Source organism: Streptomyces sp. NPDC002671, assembly GCF_053592475.1.
Genome location: NZ_JBSFVU010000004.1, coordinates 368193 through 383103, shown reverse-complemented (window position 1 = coordinate 383103; position 14911 = coordinate 368193). Strand labels below are relative to the sequence as shown.

At 71.9% G+C, this 14911-nt stretch carries 12 protein-coding genes; 4 read left to right on the top strand and 8 right to left on the bottom strand.

Annotated features, from left to right (window positions below; all coding sequences use genetic code 11):
* Window positions 1-24 precede the first annotated feature (24 nt).
* Complete coding sequence (locus tag ACWD35_RS08595; protein WP_451350403.1) at window positions 25-501, top strand: GtrA family protein; 477 nt, start codon at window positions 25-27, stop codon at window positions 499-501.
* Window positions 485-2002, top strand: a complete 1518-nt coding sequence (locus ACWD35_RS08590; RefSeq protein WP_451350402.1) for a hypothetical protein — start codon at window positions 485-487, stop codon at window positions 2000-2002. The genes ACWD35_RS08595 and ACWD35_RS08590 overlap by 17 nt, the downstream gene beginning before the upstream one ends.
* A gap of 91 nt (window positions 2003-2093) precedes the next feature.
* On the opposite strand, the gene ACWD35_RS08585 is transcribed toward ACWD35_RS08590, so the two are convergent.
* The 4 genes from ACWD35_RS08585 to ACWD35_RS08570 all read right to left on the bottom strand — a co-directional run bounded on the left by ACWD35_RS08585 (window position 2094) and on the right by ACWD35_RS08570 (window position 7864).
* Window positions 2094-3758 carry a glycosyltransferase family 2 protein gene (locus ACWD35_RS08585; protein WP_451350401.1) on the bottom strand — a complete coding sequence of 555 codons (1665 nt, stop codon included), beginning with the start codon at window positions 3756-3758 and terminating at the stop codon, window positions 2094-2096.
* The gene (locus tag ACWD35_RS08580) at window positions 3755-5950 is read right to left on the bottom strand and encodes a CDP-glycerol glycerophosphotransferase family protein (RefSeq protein WP_451350400.1); all 2196 of its coding nucleotides are present in this window, start codon (window positions 5948-5950) and stop codon (window positions 3755-3757) included. Before ACWD35_RS08580 ends, ACWD35_RS08585 begins: the two co-directional genes overlap by 4 nt.
* A gap of 167 nt (window positions 5951-6117) precedes the next feature.
* Window positions 6118-6957, bottom strand: a complete 840-nt coding sequence (locus ACWD35_RS08575; RefSeq protein ID WP_451350399.1) for an ABC transporter ATP-binding protein — start codon at window positions 6955-6957, stop codon at window positions 6118-6120.
* A complete protein-coding gene (locus tag ACWD35_RS08570; protein WP_451350398.1) occupies window positions 6950-7864 on the bottom strand; it encodes an ABC transporter permease in 915 nt (304 codons plus the stop codon). Before ACWD35_RS08570 ends, ACWD35_RS08575 begins: the two co-directional genes overlap by 8 nt.
* A gap of 197 nt (window positions 7865-8061) precedes the next feature.
* Here ACWD35_RS08570 and ACWD35_RS08565 point away from each other — a divergent pair, with 197 nt between their 5' ends.
* Window positions 8062-8688 carry a TetR/AcrR family transcriptional regulator gene (locus ACWD35_RS08565; protein WP_451350397.1) on the top strand — a complete coding sequence of 209 codons (627 nt, stop codon included), beginning with the start codon at window positions 8062-8064 and terminating at the stop codon, window positions 8686-8688.
* A 63-nt stretch (window positions 8689-8751) separates the two neighbouring features.
* Here the strand turns inward: ACWD35_RS08565 and galE are convergent, their stop codons facing one another.
* From galE to ACWD35_RS08550, 3 genes are all read right to left on the bottom strand, one after another.
* Entirely contained in the window at window positions 8752-9732 is a 981-nt protein-coding gene (gene galE / locus ACWD35_RS08560) for a UDP-glucose 4-epimerase GalE (protein WP_451350396.1), read from the bottom strand.
* Between the two features lie 64 nt (window positions 9733-9796).
* Window positions 9797-11431, bottom strand: a complete 1635-nt coding sequence (locus tag ACWD35_RS08555; RefSeq protein WP_451350395.1) for a glycosyltransferase family 2 protein — start codon at window positions 11429-11431, stop codon at window positions 9797-9799.
* A 44-nt stretch (window positions 11432-11475) separates the two neighbouring features.
* Window positions 11476-12729, bottom strand: a complete 1254-nt coding sequence (locus ACWD35_RS08550) for a glycosyltransferase 87 family protein (RefSeq protein ID WP_451350394.1) — start codon at window positions 12727-12729, stop codon at window positions 11476-11478.
* Window positions 12730-12896: 167 nt separating this feature from the next.
* Between ACWD35_RS08550 and ACWD35_RS08545 the strand changes: the two genes are divergently transcribed.
* Window positions 12897-14408: a glycosyltransferase family 39 protein gene (locus ACWD35_RS08545; protein WP_451350393.1), complete on the top strand. Its 1512-nt coding sequence runs from the start codon at window positions 12897-12899 to the stop codon at window positions 14406-14408.
* On the opposite strand, the gene ACWD35_RS08540 is transcribed toward ACWD35_RS08545, so the two are convergent.
* The gene (locus tag ACWD35_RS08540; protein ID WP_451350392.1) at window positions 14362-14850 is read right to left on the bottom strand and encodes a MarR family winged helix-turn-helix transcriptional regulator; all 489 of its coding nucleotides are present in this window, start codon (window positions 14848-14850) and stop codon (window positions 14362-14364) included. The genes ACWD35_RS08545 and ACWD35_RS08540 overlap by 47 nt on opposite strands.
* Window positions 14851-14911: the final 61 nt, after the last annotated feature.

The window sequence follows — 14911 nt, the reverse complement described above, 5'->3', positions numbered from 1 at the left end:
CGCCTTTCGGCTAGGGTCGGGGCTGTGACAGTGAACCTCACCGAGACCCGACCGGCCGTCACCTCACCCGCACCCGCCGAGACCCGCCCGGTCACGCGCGTCGTGCTGGAGGTCGTGAAATTCGGGGTCGTCGGCGGCAGCGGTGTCCTCGTCAATTTCCTGGTGTTCAACCTGCTGCTGCACGGCCTGCGTTGGCAGGCGATGACCGCGACGGTCCTGGCCAGCTGTATCGCGATGGCGACCAATTACCTGGGCTTCCGCTTTTTCGCCTATCGCGACCGCGCCTCGCGCACCCGCCGGCAGATCGTGCTCTTCTTCGTCTTCAGTGGTCTCGGCGTGGTGATGGAAAGCGGCCTGTTCTGGGTCGGTTATCACGGCCTCGGTATGCACAGCGCGTTCGGATCGAACGCCGCCAAGGCGCTGTCCATCGTGCTCGCCTCCGCGTTCCGTTTCGTTGTCTACCGTACGTGGGTGTTTCAGCAGGATGCGCGCCGCGCCTAGCACCGCGAGCGTCGGCCGGGCACTGCCCGGGGCAGCCGCCGCGCTCGTCGTAGTTCTTCTCCTCCTGGTGATCGTCCGTCTGCCGTGGGCGGGCGATCTCGGCATGCACGCGGCCACCGTGCAGCGGCTGCGGCACAGCCTGCTGCACCCCGGCAATCCGCTGGTCGACGCCGACACGCCGAGCCCGTACTACTCGCCGTGGATGCTGGTGCTCGGCTGCCTCGCCAAGCTCACCGGCCTGTCGGTGTTCGTCGTCCTGCGCCTGGGCGCGCTCGTCGGGCTCGGGCTGCTGGTCACGGGCGTGTGGCGCTACGTCCGCACACTGAGCCCCCACCGGGCCGCGCCCGCCCTGGCCCTGCTCAGCCTGGTCTTCCTCTGGGGCCCGCTGCTGTTCAACTGGAGCGGCTTCCTCTCCCTCAACTCCCTCGCGCTGACGGTGTCGTACCCGAGCGTGTTCGCCCTCGGCCTCTCCTTCCACTTCTGGACGTGGCTCACGGGGGCGCTGCGCGGCGGCAGCGAGACCCGGTGGGGGGTGTGGCTGGGGCTGGGCGCACTGTGGGCGTTGATCCTGCTGTGCCACCAGTTCACCGGGGTCGTGGCCTCGCTGGGCGGGCTGGCGACGGTGCTCGCCGCGCGCCCGCCGCGGTCCGTGCTGCCGCGGCTCGGCGGTGCGGTCGGGCTGGGGGCGGTGGTGCTGGGGCTGTGGCCGTACTACGACTTCTTCGGGCTGTTCTCCGTGGGCGCCGACCTCGAGGCCATCCACCGGCCGCTGTACCAGCACCTGGCCGCGCGGTTCGGGCTGGTCCTGCTGGGGGTGGTTGCCCTGGCCCTGCGCCTGCGGCGGGACCGGTGGGACCCGCTGGTGCTCTTCTTCGCGTTCGGCGCGCTGGTGTTCGCCGCGGGCGGGCTGACCGGTCACTACTCCTGGGGCCGCGCCCTGCCCGCCGCGCTGATCCCGGCGCAGCTCGCCGCCGCACTGGAGACGGTGTCGGCCGGGCGGCGGGCGATGGGGGTCCCCCCTGCTCGAGCGGAGTCGAGAGCTTGGGGGAGGGTGGGCTGGGCGTGCGCGCTCGGCGTGGCGCTGGCCGTGGGGGCATGGGCGCAGGCCGGGACGCTCGGGTACGTGGTCGGGCGGCACGCGCTGCCGGGCGCGGTCGCGGCGAAGTACCGGGCGCCGTGGGTGGGGTACCACTGGATCACGCCGTGGGTGAAGTACGGGGACGTGGTCATGGCCCGCACGATGCCGGCCCGGCAGATTCCGGCGTACGGGGCGTACACAGTGGCGCCGGGGTATCCCGACTTCTTCCTGCCGGACGAGGCGAGGCGGGATGCGGCGGTGACGCGGTACTTCGCGGCGGGGACGTCATCCGCTGAACGGCGGGACATCGAGCGGGAGTACGGGGTGCGGTGGGTCGTGGGCGACGAGTCCCTGGCGGAACCGGGTCTGCGGAAGGTGGCCGACGGGCCGGATGACCAGGTGCTGTACGAGGTCGTGCGCTGACCGGTGTTGCGGCCGGCCGGGGGTGGGCGCAGCCAGGCGGGTACGACGGCGCCGCTGCGGCGGTACGACCGGCCGCAGCGGCGCCCCCGGTTTACTTCAGAACGCTCCGCACCATCTTCGCCGCGTTCTTCACCTTCGGCTTCGCCAGCTTGCGGACCGTCGGGCGGACTATCCGGGCCGTGATGCCCACCGGGAGCCAGCGGATCTGGAGGCGGCCGGGGGTGCGGCCCTCCGGTTCGAGGGTGACCTGGTGGGGGGCCGTGCCGGAGCGGTAGTCGATGTGGGCGGTGGTGGCCGGGAAGTCCAGCGGGGCCAGGAGGATGCCCGAGTGGGACAGGCCCTGCTGGGTCAGGCGGACCAGAGGGTGGCGTACGCCCTCGAAGCCCTGGACGGGGATCGGGGCCGCGGCCAGGTCCAGGGTGACGCTGCCTTCGAAGAGGCCGGGGCGGACCGGGTCGAGGCGGAAGGGGATCGTCATGCGACGGCCGCCGGGAGTCAGCAGCAGGGCGGCCCGCTGGGGGCCCACGGGCAGGCGCAGCCCGGGGTCGAACGTGCGGATGGCGAGGGTGACCGAGGCGCCCCGGCCCGGGGTCAGCTCCGTGATCTCGTGGCGGAAGTGCGCGCTCGGGAACGGGCGCGTGTCCAACTCCAGGTCGGACACGTCCAGTTCACGACGGGCCCGGTCGGAGCCGGGGACGCTGTCGCTCCAGTAGGGCACGCCGTCGGCGTCGACGGTGATCTGCCGCGGTGCCACCCCGTAGCCCAGGCCGCGCGCCGCGAGCCGGAGGTCGTCCGTGCGGCCGTCCCGCAGCAGCTCCAGCACGACCCGCTCGGGGCGCGGCAGCCGTGCGTACGCGCCCGGTGCCAGCGTCTCCAGATACGGGTTCATGATCTCCGCGAAGGACTCCAGCCACTCCGTGTCCCGGTAGGGCAGGTCGCCCGCGTACATGCGGAAGTCGTGCTTGAGGAACTTGAAGTCCTTGTCCTCGCGCAGCTCCGCGTGCCCGCTGCTCACCAGGAACTCGTCGATCAGGCGCTGCACGTGCACGCGGTCGCGGACGTTCGAGATCTTGTGCCGCTGGTTCGAGATGGAGGCCGCCGCCTCCGCCGCGAACGGCTCGATGTACCACACGTACACGGGGTCCGGGATGATCGTGAACGCCTGCGCCAGGCAGTACGCCTGCGCCGAGAACAGCTGGTCCTCGTAGTGGATGCCCTCGGGGAAACGGAGTTCGTGGCGGTCCAGGAAGGCGCGCGCGTACATCTTGCTGGTGGAGAGGTGCTCGAAGAGCAGCCGCGGGTCGGCGTCGATGCCCTCCACGGTGCGGTGCTCGGCGACCAGGTGCGCCATCCAGGTCGAGCGCCGCCCGGTGTCCACGCGCAGGCGCTGCACCGCGCCCATCGTGAAGTCCACCTCGCGTTCGCGGTGCGCGGCCAGCAGCAACTCGACCGCACGGGGCGGGAGTTCGTCGTCGCTGTCGAGGAACATCAGGTAGGGCGCCCGGGCGATCTCGATGGCCCGGTTGCGCGGGGCGCTGCACCCGCCGCTGTTCTCCGGCAGCCGCAGATAGCGGATGCGGTCGTCTTGGGCCGCCAACTCCCGTGCCACCGAAGGAGTTTCGTCGGTGGAGTGGTCGTCGCTGATGATGATCTCGATGTTGGCGTGGGTCTGCGCACGCAGCGAGGCGATCGAGCGGGGGAGCCGGGCCGCGTCGTTGTAGACGATGACCGTGACCGTGACGTCGGGCGTCGTCATGCCGTGGCCTCCTCGGGGGTCGGGGCGGGGGTGCGTTCTTCGAGCGGGAGTACGGGCGGCAGGGCTTCCTCGGGTTCGCCGAGGAAGACGCGGCGTACGATCCGCTCGGCGGCGCGCCCGTCGTCGTACTCGCAGAACCGGCGCCGGAACGCGGCCAGGTTCTTGGCCGCGCACTCGTCGCGCCAGGCCCCGGAGGTGAAGATCTCCGCCAGTTCCTCCTGGGTGCGGGCGACCTGGCCGGGGGCCTCCGCCGGCAGGTCGAAGTAGACGCCACGGGTGGTGGAGTACGTCTCCCAGTCGTCGGCGTAGACGATGATCGGGCGGTTCAGGTTGGCGTAGTCGAACATGATGGACGAGTAGTCCGTGACCAGCGCGTCGGCGGCCAGGCACAGCTCCTCGACGGGGTCGTAGGAGGAGACGTCGACGAGCCGGCCGGAGCGGCGCAGGCCGCTCAGCGGGGCGGCCGAGCCGCCGTAGAAGTAGTGGGCGCGGACCAGCAGCACCGTGTCCTCGCCGAGGCGGTCGGCGAGGGCGGCGAGGTCGAGGCGCGGAGTGAAACCGGCCTCGTAGTCGCGGTGGGTGGGGGCGTACAGCACGGCCTTCTTGCCGGGGGCGATGCCGAGGCGCTCGCGGGCGGCGCGGACGTCGGCCGCCGTGGCGCTGTAGAAGACGTCGTTGCGCGGATAGCCGTAGTCCAGCGAGGTGAAGCGGGCCGGGTAGGCGCGCTCCCACATGCGGGTGGAGTGGCTGTTGGCGCTGACGCTGTAGTCCCACTTGTCGACACGGGCCAGCAGGGCGACGAAGTCCAGGCCCTGGGCGGCGGCCGGGTGCTCCATCTGGTCCAGGCCCATGCGCTTGAGCGGGGTGCCGTGGTGGGTCTGGAGGTGGATCGCGTCCGGGCGTTTGATGATCCCGTTGGGGAAGTTGACGTTGTTCGTCAGGTACTTGGCGGTGGCCAGGATCTCCCAGTAGCGGCGGGTGCCGGGGATCACGTGGTCGGTGCCGGGCGGCAGCAGGGCCGCGTTCTCCTTGCCGACCACCCACACCGGGTGGATGTGCGGGGCGAGTTCGGCGAGCTTGGCGGCGATCGCCGCCGGGTTGCAGGACACCCCGCGGTCCCAATAGGCGGAGAACACGGCCAGGTTGGGGTTGACCGGGCGGCTGAGCGCGCGGCGGTACTGGAGGTCGCGGACCTTCGCGCCCACCTGGCGCTTGCGCTCCCGTACCGCCTTCTTCGCCGCGCGGCGGCTGCGGTTGGCGGCCTGGAGGGCGCGGTACTTGGTGTAGGCGCCCTCTTCGAGCAGGGAGTGCCGCATGCCCTCGAAACCGCCCGGGGGCTGATGTCCCTCCGGGCGCCAGCGGACGGCGGCCAGTGAGGCGCGGCGGAAGAACTCGCGGGCCACGGCGTCGGGCAGGTTCTCGCCGGCGAAGGTGCGCACCAGGTCGCGGACCATCAGGTCGTACAGGACCCCGCGGACGGCACGCCGGTCGCGGGCGAGCGGCAGCAGCTCCTCGTAGCGGTCGATGCTCGCGAACCGGTCCTCGGGTGCCAGCGGCGGCAGGCTCTCCGGGCGCAACCTGCGGTCTTCGTACGCCGCTTGGTTCAGGCAGGCGACGCGGTCGGCGAGCAGGAGGGCCGCGTGGGCGGCGTACGGTTCGTCGTCGGTGGTGAGCCGCTCCTCGTGCGCCCGCCAGAACTCGGCGCGCAGCGCGCGGTTGCCGAGCAGGGGGGTGAGGCGCAGCAGGTTGGCCGCCTCGTCCAGCGGAAGGTCGGTGCGGCCGGTGGCGGCGAGCCGCCGGCCGTCGCGGGAGGGGGCGGTGGCGGTCTGCCAGGTGGTGGTGACGTGGTCGAAGAGCAGGACGTCGACCGTGTCGGGCAGTTCCGCCGCGCGCTCGGCGAGCAACCGGGGCGCACCGGCCGGCAGGCCGTCCTTGGCGTGCACGAAGTGCAGCCAGCGGCCGGACGCGCGGCGGGCGCCGGCCGACCGGGCCGCCGCGTCGGCGGTGCCGTCCGGCAGGGGCACGACGACGATCTCCGGGGCGTGCCCCTCGGCGGTCTCCCGCGCCCAGTCGCCGACCGCGGCGACGATCACCTCGGCGTCGGGGAGCGGGCGCGCCTCCAACGAGTCCAGCAGTTCCGTCAGATGCCCCTGGGCGTTCGGCCCGTAAATGATGATGCTGAGTTGGGGCATCTGTGAGGACTCCTTTGGCTCGTCGACTCCGGGCGACCTTTCATAACATACTGCTGTTAGACGGATGAAAGGGATAACCGCCCCGAAGTAAGAGAACGACTCAGGGAGTAAGAGGTTCTTCGGGAGCCCCCGGTTGCGTCTCCTCAGGCTTTTCGAATCGCTTACCTTCAGGCCTTCGCGGGGGCGCTCTTGGCGGCCGGCTTCTTCGCCGTCTTGTCGCCGGTGAAGGCCTCGTACTCCCGCATGACGTCCTCGGTGGGGCCGTCCATGCGCAGTTCGCCGCGCTCCAGCCACAGCACGCGCTCGCAGGTGTCCCTGATCGACTTGTTGTTGTGGCTGACCAGGAACACCGTGCCCGCCTGCTCGCGCAGTTCGCGGATGCGCTCCTCGGAGCGCATCTGGAAGGAGCGGTCGCCGGTCGCGAGGGCCTCGTCGATGAGCAGGACGTCGTGGTCCTTGGCGGCGGCGATGGAGAAGCGCAGGCGGGCGGCCATACCGGAGGAGTACGTGCGCATGGGGAGCGTGATGAAGTCGCCCTTCTCCTGGATCCCGGAGAAGTCGACGATGTCCTGGTAGCGCTCCTTGACCTGCTCCCGGGACATGCCCATGGCGAGACCGCCGAGGTAGACGTTCCGCTCGCCGGTGAGGTCGTTCATCATGGCCGCGTTGACGCCGAGCAGGGAGGGCTGGCCATGGGTGTAGATGTGGCCGTTCTCCACGGGCAGCAGCCCGGCGACCGCCTTGAGCAGGGTCGACTTGCCGGAGCCGTTGGTGCCGATGAGCCCGATCGCCTCGCCCTTGTAGGCGACGAACGAGACCTTCTTCACCGCGTGCACCCGGCGCACGCCGGCCGCCTTCTCGGTCTGCTGGCGGCGCATGATGCGGTTGAGGGCGGCGGTGGCGGAACCGCGGCCGGCGCCCGTGCCGTTGACCCGGTAGACGATGTCGACGCCGTCGGCGACGACGGTGGGGATCTTCTCGGTGTTCGCGGGGGTCTGCTCAGCCACGGCCGTACGTCTCCTCAGCCTTCCAGAAGTAGATGAAGCCGCCGATGCCGGCGAGCAGGGCCCAGCCGGTGGCTGCCGCCCACACGTGCGGGGGCAGCTGATTGCCGCGGAAGCTGTGGATCAGCGCGTACCGCACGAGGTCGATGTAGACGGCGGCCGGGTTGGTCTCCAGCGCGACGGTGACGAGGTGCGGCAGGTGGTCCTTCTTGGTGAGCTTGCTGATGCTCCACATCACACCGGACACGTACATCCAGGTGCGCAGCACGAACGGCATCAGCTGGGCGATGTCCGGGGTCTTGGCGCCCCACCGGGCCATGATCATGGACACGCCCGCGTTGAAGACGGACTGCAGGATCAGCGCGGGGATCGCGAGCAGCCAGCGGGGGGTGACCGGGATGCCGAAGGACAGGACGATCACGACCAGCGCGGTCATCGAGAACAGCAGCTGCTGGAGCTGCTGGAGGCAGAAGGAGATCGGCATGGCGGCGCGCGGGAAGTGCAGGGCGCGGACCAGGCCGAGGTTGCCCGAGATCGCGCGGGTGCCCGCCATGATCGAGCTCTGCGTGAACGTCCAGATGAACACGCCCGTGACCAGGAACGGGACGTAGTCCTTGACGCCCTTGCTGGTGCCCAGGAGCACGCCGAAGATGAAGTAGTAGACCGCCGCGTTCAGCAGCGGGGTCATGACCTGCCAGATCTGGCCGAGCTTCGCCTGGCTGTACTGGGCGGTGAGCTTGGCGGTGGCGAAGGCGGTGATGAAGTGGCGTCGGCCCCACAGCTGGCGGACGTACTCCGGCAGGGAGGGGCGGGCGCCGCTGACCGAGAGGCCGTGCCGGGCGGCCAGCGCCGCGAGGTCGTCTTCGGCCGGGATCTGGGTCGGAGGCGGTGTGTGGAGGACCTGGCTCACATCCGCTGCTTTCGCTCGGGGGAGGGGGTGCCGCGTCCGGCTGCTGCCGAAGCGGGTCGTTCGGTCACCCCGTGTTTCCTTACGGTTCTCTTCACGTTCTCTTACGTCGGGACGGGACCGTATCGACGTAACGCGAGACTAGGCCTATCGGACGTCGGAACGCAACCGTTTCGTCGTAACGCCCTATGCTGGTCGGCATGACGACGAACGCCGACGAGCCCCAGACGCGTCCGCGCCGCCGCTCCCCCGCCGGGGCTGCCGTGCTCCGGGAGGACGTGACCGAGGCCATCCGGGCGGCGGTCTTCGAGGAGCTGGCGGCCGTCGGGTACGCGCGCATGTCCATCGAGGGGATCGCGCGCCGGGCGGGCGTCGGCAAGACGGCGGTGTACCGGCGCTGGCGGTCCAAGCTGCACCTGGTCCTGGACGTCGTCTCGGCGATGGCCGTGCTCGGCCTGCCGGTCCCGGACACGGGCACCCTGGAGGGCGACCTGCGCCTGCTCTACGAGGTCTCCTCCCGCGCCCTGCGCCACCCGGTCGCCTCGCAGATCATCCCCGACCTCCAGGCCGAGGCGGCCCGCAACCCCGACATCGCGGAGGCCTTCCAGCGGGCCCTGCGGGACGGCCAGGAGGGCGTGGCCAGCAAGATCGTCGCAGCGGCGGAGCAACGCGGCGAGCTGCGCCCGGGCATCGACCCCGACCTCGCCCTGGACCTGATCTCCGGCCCCCTGTACTGGCGCGCAGTGGTCATCCGCTCCCCGAAGCCCCCGAAGGGCTACCTGGAGAAGCTGGCCCGGGCTACGGCGGGGGCACTCAAGGCACTGTGAGCGGCTTCGGCCGCGCGCTGTGAGGGGGGTGCCCGGTGTTGTTGGTGCGGCTCTGGGCGGAGCCTACGAGCGGGCCGCCTCCGGGTGGAGGCGGGTCCAGCCGTCCCAGGCTGAGGTGATCATGTCCTGGACGTCGTACTTGGCCTGCCAGCCCAGTTCTGTGGCGATGCGGTCGGCCGCGGCGACCACGCGGGCCGGGTCGCCGGGGCGGCGGGGGGTGACCGTGGGCGGGCGGTCGTAGCCGGTGACCGCGTTGATGCGGTCGATCATCTCGCGGACCGAGACGCCTTCCCCGCGGCCGATGTTGAGGGTGAGGTCGCGACCGGGGGCGGCGCGCAGGGCGCGGGCGACGGTGACGTGGGCCTCGGCCAGGTCGACCACGTGGATGTAGTCGCGGACGCAGGTGCCGTCGGGGGTGGGGTAGTCGTCGCCGAAGATCCGCGGCGGTGCCCCTTCGGTCAGCTTTTCGAAGGCCATCGGGACCAGGTTGAAGACGCCCGTGTCGGCGAGTTCGGGGGTGGCCGCGCCCGCCACGTTGAAGTAGCGGAGGGAGGCGGTGGCGAGGCCTGTCGCCCTGCCCGTCGCGCGGACCAGCCATTCGCCGGCCAGCTTCGTCTCGCCGTAGGGCGACAGGGGCGCGCAGGGGGTCTCCTCCGTCACCAGGTCCACGTCCGGCATGCCGTAGACGGCGGCCGAGGAGGAGAAGAGGAACGAGGGGACCTGGGCCTCCGTCACCGCGTTCAGGAGGACGCGCAGGCCCTCCACGTTCTCCCGGTAGTAGAGCAGCGGGCGGTCCACCGACTCGCCCACCTGCTTCTTCGCAGCCAGGTGGACGACGCCCGTGACCTCGTGTTCGGCGAGGGTGCGGGCCACAAGCTCCGCGTCGAGGATCGAGCCGCGCACCAGCGGGACCTCCTGCGGCACGCGCTCGGCGATGCCCGACGACAGGTTGTCGTAGACCACCGTGCGCTCGCCCGCTTCGGTCATCGCCCGGACGACATGCGCTCCGATGTATCCGGCGCCGCCGGTGATCAGCCAGGTCATGTGCCGGCCGTCCCCTCGTTGATGGGCCTGTGGGCCTCGGTGGATCCGTGTCGGTCAGTCTGGGTCAGTGAAGCAGGCGGCGGAGGCGGCTGCGGGCAATCTTCATGGCTCCCCCCAGCCCCGTCGCCACGCGCACGGCGAGCGCGCCGGAGTGCGTGGCGTACGGCTGCACCAGCAGCACGCCGTGCCGGGCGCTCGGCACGATCTGCCGGCCCAGGCGGCCGGCGCCGGCCAGGGCGTGTGCGGTGACGTCCCGGTGCGCGCCGTCCGAGAAGTGAACGGTCAGCCGCAGGTCCCAGGTTCCCGCCCCGAGTGACGAAAGATCGACGGGCGCCTCGGCCGACCAGACGTCCGCGCCGGAGGGTGTGAGCACGGCCGTCGTGCGCCGGGACGTACGGCCGTCCTCCCGGGAGTACCACTCCACGTCCACCTCGCGCGGGCCGGCCTCGGCCACCCTGCCGTACAGCTCGTGCAGCCGCAGACGCAGCAGCGCGGCACGCGCGCGCGGGACGCGCAGTTCAGCGTCCACCGCGAGCGGGAGGGCCCGGGCGGGGCGGGTGAGGAGGGGAGCGAGGTTGACCTGGGGGAGGTCCGGCGACCAGACGGGTGTGTCGTCGGGGGTGTGTGCGTACGGCGGCAACAGGCGTGCCGGGCGGGAGGCGAGGTCCTTCAGGCGGGGCAGGTCGCGCGGCTCCGGGGACGCCAGAATCACCCGCGCGAGGAGCTGGCTCGGCGCCGCCGGATTGACGTCCCAGTCGACGGCCTCGTAGCGCGCGAGGTGCTCACGGGTGTGCGTCCACCACGCGCGCCGGTAGTGCGCGTCGCGCAGCCCCAGCTCACGCGCGTACATGCGCACCTCGTGTTCGAGGAACTTGGCCCGCGCCGCCCGCGCCAGCTCCGTCTGCCCGGCGCCCAGCAGGATCTCGTACGCCAGCGCGCACGCCTCCGTACGCGCCTTCCAGTTGTCGATGTGCCCCCGGTCCAGGGAGATCGACAGCCGCTGCGCCGACCGGCGCACATGCCACACGTACACCCGGTCCGGTACGAGCGCGATGCGCGGAGCGGCGGCCAGCACGCGCGCGGTGAAGACGATGTCCTCGTAGTGGACGCGGCCTTCGGGGAAGCGGATGCCGTGCTCGCGCAGGAAGTCCGTGCGGTACAGCTTGTTGACGCACAGCGTGTCGTGGACCAGCCGGGGGCGCTCGGAGGGGCGCGCGATGACGGTGTGCGCCGCGTAAAGAGCCTCCTGCCAGGGCTGTTCACGCCCCGAGGGCAGCTCCCGGCGCACGCACAGGCCGCTCGCCACCTCGGCGTGCGCCCTCGTGGCCGCCGTCAGCAGCGCGTCCACCGCGCCCGGCGGCAGCACGTCGTCGCTGTCCAGGAACATCACGTACGGCGCCGTCACCGCGTCGATGCCGGTGTTGCGCGGGCTGCCGCAGCCGCCGCTGTTCACGCTCCGGCGCACCACCCGCAGCCGGGGCTCCGTCGCGGCCAGCCGGTCGAGCAGCTCGGCGCTGTCGTCGGTGGAGCAGTCGTCCACGGCGACGACCTCGGCGACGGCGGGCCCCTGGGCCAGCGCCGAGCGCACGGCATCGCCGACATGGGCGACGTCGTTGTAGCCGATGACGACGACCGCGACCTTGGGCTGCGTCTTCTGCGGGTCTCGCGGGGCTGATGGGGCTGGCGATTCTGGATACATGGGGTCCACGGGCCGGGAGCGTAGGAACACTCGGTAATGCCTTGTTAAGAGACGCTTAGCACTCGGCCCGGAAGACGGTCGGAGTCCGGCCGGGGTTCCGTCCCACGCGCAGTCCTCACAGCCGGCGGGCGCGCGGCCCGCCACAGCCGCACGAAGGACAGCACGGCGGCGCCCGCCAGCAGCCCGTTGCGGGCCAGCATCAGCAGGCAGCCGGTCCAGGTGCCGGCGATCACCTCGTGGTAGAGCAGCGGATAGGCCACGGTGCTCAGCGCGGTCGCCGCCAGGATCAGCACCGCCACCGGACGCTGGCTGGTGTGCCGCGAGGTCAGGCACACGGCGGCCAGGCCGAGCAGCCAGACCAGGTACTGGGGGCTGATGACCCGGCTGGTGACCGTGAGCAGCAGCACCGCGCTCAGCGCCGCGTCGTACGGCGTCGCCGCGCTCCAGTGCCGCGCCCGCACCCGCCACAGCACCAGCAGCGCGAACACCGCCGCCGTCAGGGCGAGGGACGCGGTGGCCACGCCGCGCGCGCACGGACCGACCAGCTCCATCGCGCCGTACTGGTAGCGGACCCGGCCCGGCCAGCCGGCGAGCCGCGCCAGGTTGAGCGCCGTACCGCCGAGCGACTCGATCTGCACGCCCCGGCCGCCCTGCTGCCGCAGGAAGTCCAGCGGATTGCTGAACGACAGCGCGAAGAGCGCCAGCGAGGCCGCCCCGGCCGCCGTCGCCCACGTCCACGCCGTGCGGGTCGTACGTCCCCGGGGCGTGCCCAGCAGCACCAGGCCCGGCCACACCTTCACCAGCGCGCCCAGCGCCCCGAGCACACCACCCGCGCGCGGGGAGCGCGCCAACGTCAACAGGGCGAGGACGGCGAACGCCGTGACCTGCACGTCGTACCGCGCGAGCGGCAGATGCAGCAGCAGCGGCAGGCCGCCCGTCCACACCGCGGCGCCGAGCAGGCACCGCCCGGGACGCCTCCCCGCGCGGATCAGCGCCGCCACGATCAGCGCGTCCGCGGCCAGCGTCAGCGCCACGAACGCCTGAAAGTACGTCAGCCCCGGCACCAGGCCCGGCGCCAGCAGCACCGCGCCCGCGCCCGGCGGGTACTGCCACAGCGTGTCGTGCGCCGGGAACGAGCCGTGGGCGAGGACGCCGTACCAGTGGAAGTACAGCCCCCGCACCTCACGGCTCACCGAACCCCCGCCCAGCGGCGGGACGTTGTCGTGGGTGAGCACCCACAGCATCAGGGCGCGGGTGGCGAGCCAGAGGGTGACGAGGACGTGGGGGCGGCGTTTCATCGCGTGAGAGCCTAAGCGGCGCCGATGGTATATCCGTGCAGATACGCCGTCATGACGGGCGAAGATCGGCTAATCGGAATGGATCGGAACGGATCGTGACGGATCGTGACGTCGTGAACGTCGGGTTATCTGTGAAACCGCGGTCGCGGGGCCGGTGGGGCGTCGCCGTGGGGGTGCCCGCGCTGGTGATGTTCGTGCTCGGGCTCTGGCGGCTCGACCGGGGCGGGATGTGGCGCGACGAGGCCGTCACGTTCCAGGTCGCGGGCCGTACGGTGCCGCAGATCTGGCGGCTGTTGCACGGCGTGGACGCGGTGCACGGCCTGTACTACCTCCTCATCCACGCCGTCCTTGCCGTCCACCCCGGCGAGGTCGTCCTGCGGCTGCCCTCCGTGTGCGCGGCGGCCCTGACCGCGGGCCTGGTGGCCGCGCTCGGCGCCCGGCTGCTCCGGCCGCGCGCCGGACTGTGGGCCGGACTGCTGTACGCGGGCTCGCCGATGGCCGGCCACTACGCCCAGGAGGGCCGCTCCTACGCCCTGGTCGCGGCCGGTGCCACGGGGGCGACGCTGTTGTTCGTCCGTGCGGTCGGCAGGGGCGGCCGGTCGTGGTGGGCGTACGGTGCGCTTCTCGGACTCACCTGCTGGCTGCACGAGTTCGCGGTCCTGCTGTTGCCCGCCCACGCGGTGTCGCTGGCGCTGGCCCGGGTAGGGGTTCGGGCGTGGCGGGGGTGGGGGTGTGCGGCGGGGGCGGTCGGGTGCTCGCTGGTGCCCATGGTTCTTGTGTCGCGGGCTCAGTCGGCGCAGGTGGCGTGGTTGCGGGCGCCGACGGTGGAGACGGCGCAGGGGTTGCTGCGGACGTCTTTCGGGCCGATGGACGGGGTGTACTGGGTGTGCCTCGGGCTGGCTGTGGTGGGGCTGGTGGGGCTGGTGGGGGTGATGGGGCGGCGGGGGGAGGTCAGCTGTGCGGGGGTCTGCCTGCCGTTGGTGGTGGTGCCGCCGGGTGCGTTGATGCTGGTGTCGCAGGTTTCGCCGTTGTACGTCGACCGGTATGTGCTGTACGCGCTGGGTGGGGCTCCGTTGCTGGTGGCCGCAGGGGCTGAGCGGGTGGCTGGGGTCGTGGGTCGCCTGCGGCCGGCTGGCCGTCGTGTGCCCACCCTTTTGCTCACCCTCGCCGGCGTCCTCGCCGTCGCCCTCTCCCTGCTCCACCAGTTCCCCCTCCTCCGCACCGACCGCGACCCCGCGCACCGTCCCGACAACATCGCCGCCGTCTCCCGGGTCGCCGCCCGGGAGCTGGGGCCCGGGGGCCCCGTGGTGTTTCTCCCCGCCTGCACCCGGAACGTGGCCCTGGCCTACCCGGGGGCCTTCCGGGGAGCGCGGGACCTCGCGCTGGCGGAGGGGGCCGGCCCGTCCGGGACGTTGTGCGGGCGGGAGGTGGAGGCGTCCGTGTTGCAGCGGCGGCTGGCTTCGCTCGATCGGGTGTGGGTGCTCGCCGACCGGGGGCTGCTCGCCGGGCGCTGGGCCACGCAGAATCCCGTCGAGCGGGTCAAACTCGACTTGCTCGAAAGGGAGTTCATGCCCGTCCGGGAGTCCGCGCAGGACGGGGTGGCCGTACTGCTCTACATCCGCCGGACCGGGGTCAGGCCTGGGTCTGCTCCAGGGCCGCCGAGTCCAGCGCGGCGGTGAGCCGGTCCAGGCGTTCGCGCAGTTCGGCGATCTCCGCCAGGTCGAAGCCGGTCGCCCCCGCGATGCGGCGCGGCACCTGAAGGGCGCGCTCGCGCAGGGCCGCGCCTTCCTCAGTGAGCAGCACGCGCACCGACCGCTCGTCCTGCGCGCTGCGCTCCCGCCGTACCAGACCGGCCCCCTCCAGCCGCTTGACCAGCGGGGACAGCGTGCCGGAGTCGAGCCGCAGATGCTCGCCGAGCTTCTTGACCGGCAGCTCGCCCTGCTCCCACAGCACCAGCATCACCAGGTACTGCGGGTAGGTGAGGCCGAGGTCCTTGAGGATCACGCGGTAGACGCCGTTGAAGGCGCGGGACGCGGCGTGCAGGGAGAAGCAGATCTGGCGGTCCAGGCGGAGCCAGTCCGCCTCAGGGGCGGCATCCAAGGGGGCGGGGGTCACGGTCATGGGTCCAGGGTAGCTCTTGTGGGCCATTTAGTTGTGCACAACTTAATCGTGTGCTCTACTT